Source organism: Brevibacillus sp. AY1 (assembly GCF_029870785.1).
In the GTDB taxonomy this organism is placed as follows: domain Bacteria; phylum Bacillota; class Bacilli; order Brevibacillales; family Brevibacillaceae; genus Brevibacillus; species Brevibacillus invocatus.
In genome coordinates this window covers 1-3,308 of sequence record NZ_JAFLPN010000086.1, presented here as the reverse complement: position 1 = coordinate 3,308, position 3,308 = coordinate 1, and the positions used below count along the sequence as shown (strand labels likewise).

Sequence of the window (3,308 nt, the reverse complement as noted above, 5' to 3'; positions counted from 1 at the left end):
TTGGGGAGGTACTCCTTTTTCTATGCTCAAAAAACCTTGAGCCCGTAGGGCTCAGATTTATGAAATTGATTCACGTAATAAAAGTAAGGCAGGAATTGGCTTCTTTGAAGCGAACAATTTCTTCCCTGATTTTATCATGTGGCTGATTCGTGGAGATAAACAATACATTACGTTTATTGACCCTAAAGGTATCCGAAATCTAAAAGGACTTTTTGACCCAAAAATACAGCTTTCACAAACGATTAAAAGTATCGAATATAATCTTAGCCAACAACATGATAGCATTGTACTTAACTCGTTTATCATAGCAGGGACACCATTTAATGATGTTTCTCATTGGGGAGATAGAGATGATTTCGAGCAGTATAACGTGTTCTTCCAAAACGAAGACAAAGGTTATATTGGGAAAATATTTAACAAAATCATGGAAGCGGATTTTATTGATTAAATAAGAACGGATTTTATACGAGACCTTATATATTCAAAATAGATATAGTAAACTGCTGGGGACAATTTCTCCAGCAGATTTTTAATGCAAATAGAGAGGAGTGGTAAGGATGAGGGATACTCAATTCTACTTTTGGAAGCCATTAATGGAGAGGTATAAAAAAGAGTTATCTATGGTGGCGGAATATTACAATCGAACGATACCATCATTTGGCGACATTGAGAAAGAGGCTACCGATTATGCTGATTCAATCTATAATAACTTTCCAGCAGACAAAAATACTGACCCTGCCACAGTTGCGGATTTTGCTAATGATGAAGGGATACAACTTTATGAACTCTTGAACACAATGAAAAAGAATCATCTGTTGATGACAATTTCAATGATGTGTCAGATTTGGGAACAGCAATTAATCAAGTTTACTGTAACTGAGATGCGTCACTTATTATCATTTAATAATAATGCTTTATCTTTCGGTGATGCCAAAAAGATTTTTGAATTACATGGGGTTATATTTGAAGAGTTATTATCCTGGATTAAAATAAAGGAAATGCGGTTACTGGTCAATACAATCAAACATGGTGATGGCGAATCAGCCAGAAAACTTAGGAAGATAAGACCAGATTATTTTGAACTCGAGTTTATAAAAGGAACAGATACTCTGGAACTTGCAGATGCAGTATTGTTAGATTCATATTCTCTTATGGTAGAAGAACAAGACTTTAGAAGCTACGTAGAAGTAACAAAAATGTTTTGGGATGAAATGCCTGAACGTGCTTATTCAAATGTAGATTCTATCATAACAGCATTTAGCAAAAAGAAATGAAGTGAATTGATAATTTTGGGAATTCAAATATTTATTTAGTGTTATCCGATAATTGAGCCATTAAGGCTCTTTTTATTTTGAAGAAAATTTGACTGTTTGTGAATAATCTATTTCGTATTGTCTCTGGGATAAAATTGGTAGAACGTCATAGAACCGTTCAACTATAGGCAGTAATGAACCATTCAGCTAAAATTATACTTTAAAAATACTTAAGGCATCAAGGATTAAGAAGTGAAAAGAATTAAACTCACCTCACCCAACCATAAAAATTTAATGGTAGAAAAACTGTGGATAACCCTACTATAAAAAATTTATGGTAGCAATGAGGGATTTTAACTAGGAGTAGAACCAACTCCTGGATCTTGGAGTATGTGATCGTTGTTTTCGTATTTGAACTGCTGAAAGGAATGAAAAAAACTTCTTTTAAGGCGTTTTTTTCATAATGACCTTTTCGGGCACACTTTTTCTTTCCGTCAGCCACTTTTTCGTGTACAATTAAAACAAAGAAACCAAGCAACAAAGAAACAAAGAATACATATGATGGAGGAGGGCGATAATATGGCTATTGCATATAAGGAAATTATGGAAGGGCGGCGGAGCCATATGGAATCCAAACGGATCAGCGTCTCCACGAAAAGACAAATCACGATTCCACAGAGATTTTTTGAAAAATTAGGCATTGGAAATGAAGTCGAATGCGTTCTACGCGGAAATGAACTTGTTATTCGTCCGGTAGGTGAAGTTGAGTTTGCTGAAGAGATTTTAAGCGAACTGATCCGAGAAAGACATCTGTCTGGTGAGGAACTGCTCCAGGAGTTTAAACGCATGAAAGCGAAGGTAAGACCGGCAGTCGAGAAAATGATGGAAGATGCAGACCTTCTCGCTCAACAGGTTGGCACCGGAGACGATCAGATGAGTGACATTTTCGGGGAGGACTGATTGTTTGCTGCCTGTCCGATTTTTGCCGCCAGCCGAGAAATATTTAAAGAAACTCAATGACAAACCACTTAAAAAATTGTACCAAGATGCAATTAAAGAAATTCAGACCAATCCCGATGTAGGTCAACAGAAGATCGGTGATTTAGCTGGCATTTACGGTTATGACATTCGCTATCAGAAAACCAGTTATGAAATCGCCTACTACTTGACGGAAAACGATCAAGGCGAAGTAGTTGTTGTCATCATGGCTGGTACTCGCGAGAATTTTTGGGACGCGGTGAAAAGCTACATGAACTAGCAAGGGTCAGCAATATGCTGGCTCTTTGTTAATTTTCTTATATACAACGTATGTTCGTAACAAAAAATAGCACCTAAATAGCGAAAACGTCCAAAAATGAAGATTCGGACGTTTTTTACATAATGCTGATTTTCTGACTCATTGAAACAAGGATAAACTTACGCGACATAGTTCACTACGATTCTTTGATAATAGCTGTTAATTGTTCGTCAGATAGCTTGTTTGTGGTGCCGGGTGCTATTAAACGAGTTGCAATAGAGGATCTAAACTCATCAATTAAATCTGGGTTGCGTTTACTAACTCAACTTTCGCAGAGCGAAAATGAGCGTTTTTCCTTGGTACAGCAAGTCTAAAACCAATTTTAGAGTACTCCTTGAAAAATAGAAAAACACCACTCCGTTTGGTAAAGTGAAAGTGTCGAGGAATCACTACCATACAGGAGAGGTGTCCTTTCTATGATAGAGCAAACTCAACAAAACAAGCAACTCCCTGCCGAAATCAAAATGGCTTGGACAGAACTGAAAGTGCTGCATCACTTGAAAACCGCAGGTTTTAAAAAGAATTTTGGCTTTACCTGCTCGTATCTGTTCCAACTTGTGTTTGTCCTCTTGTTTCATCACAAGAACTGGTTTCGCTTGTTGGAGAGCAAGAAAGGTGAGATGTTCCCCGGCAAGGATACGGTATACCGTTTTCTCAACCATAGCGGTTATGCGTGGCGTCGCTTTTTTGACACTACTCAGTTGCACCACCATTGACAAAGTGCAAGCCCTCACATCAATAAATCGTGTATCGGTTTT

Annotated in this window: 4 protein-coding genes and 1 pseudogene; all 5 read left to right on the top strand. The window is 37.4% G+C overall.

Translation table 11 applies throughout. The features are described 5' to 3' along the window. Nucleotides 1-136: 136 nt before the first annotated feature. Nucleotides 137-448 carry a hypothetical protein gene (locus JZI27_RS24710; protein ID WP_280209817.1) on the top strand — a complete coding sequence of 104 codons (312 nt, stop codon included), beginning with the start codon at nucleotides 137-139 and terminating at the stop codon, nucleotides 446-448. A 109-nt stretch (nucleotides 449-557) separates the two neighbouring features. Then, nucleotides 558-1,274: a hypothetical protein gene (locus tag JZI27_RS24705; protein WP_280209816.1), complete on the top strand. Its 717-nt coding sequence runs from the start codon at nucleotides 558-560 to the stop codon at nucleotides 1,272-1,274. A 558-nt stretch (nucleotides 1,275-1,832) separates the two neighbouring features. Further along, the gene (locus tag JZI27_RS24700; RefSeq protein WP_221175576.1) at nucleotides 1,833-2,213 is read left to right on the top strand and encodes an AbrB/MazE/SpoVT family DNA-binding domain-containing protein; all 381 of its coding nucleotides are present in this window, start codon (nucleotides 1,833-1,835) and stop codon (nucleotides 2,211-2,213) included. Nucleotides 2,214-2,217: 4 nt separating this feature from the next. Beyond that, the gene (locus tag JZI27_RS24695) at nucleotides 2,218-2,511 is read left to right on the top strand and encodes a type II toxin-antitoxin system RelE/ParE family toxin (protein ID WP_280209815.1); all 294 of its coding nucleotides are present in this window, start codon (nucleotides 2,218-2,220) and stop codon (nucleotides 2,509-2,511) included. Between the two features lie 455 nt (nucleotides 2,512-2,966). Then, a pseudogene (locus tag JZI27_RS24690) lies at nucleotides 2,967-3,308 on the top strand (IS4 family transposase); the annotation flags it as partial.

Excerpts from the sequence above, each read along its gene's own strand:
- JZI27_RS24710 (WP_280209817.1), top strand. The coding sequence starts at position 137 with ATGTGGCTGATTCGTGGAGATAAACAATACATTACGTTTATTGACCCT.
- JZI27_RS24705 (WP_280209816.1), top strand. The coding sequence starts at position 558 with ATGAGGGATACTCAATTCTACTTTTGGAAGCCATTAATGGAGAGGTAT.
- JZI27_RS24700 (WP_221175576.1), top strand. The coding sequence starts at position 1,833 with ATGGCTATTGCATATAAGGAAATTATGGAAGGGCGGCGGAGCCATATG.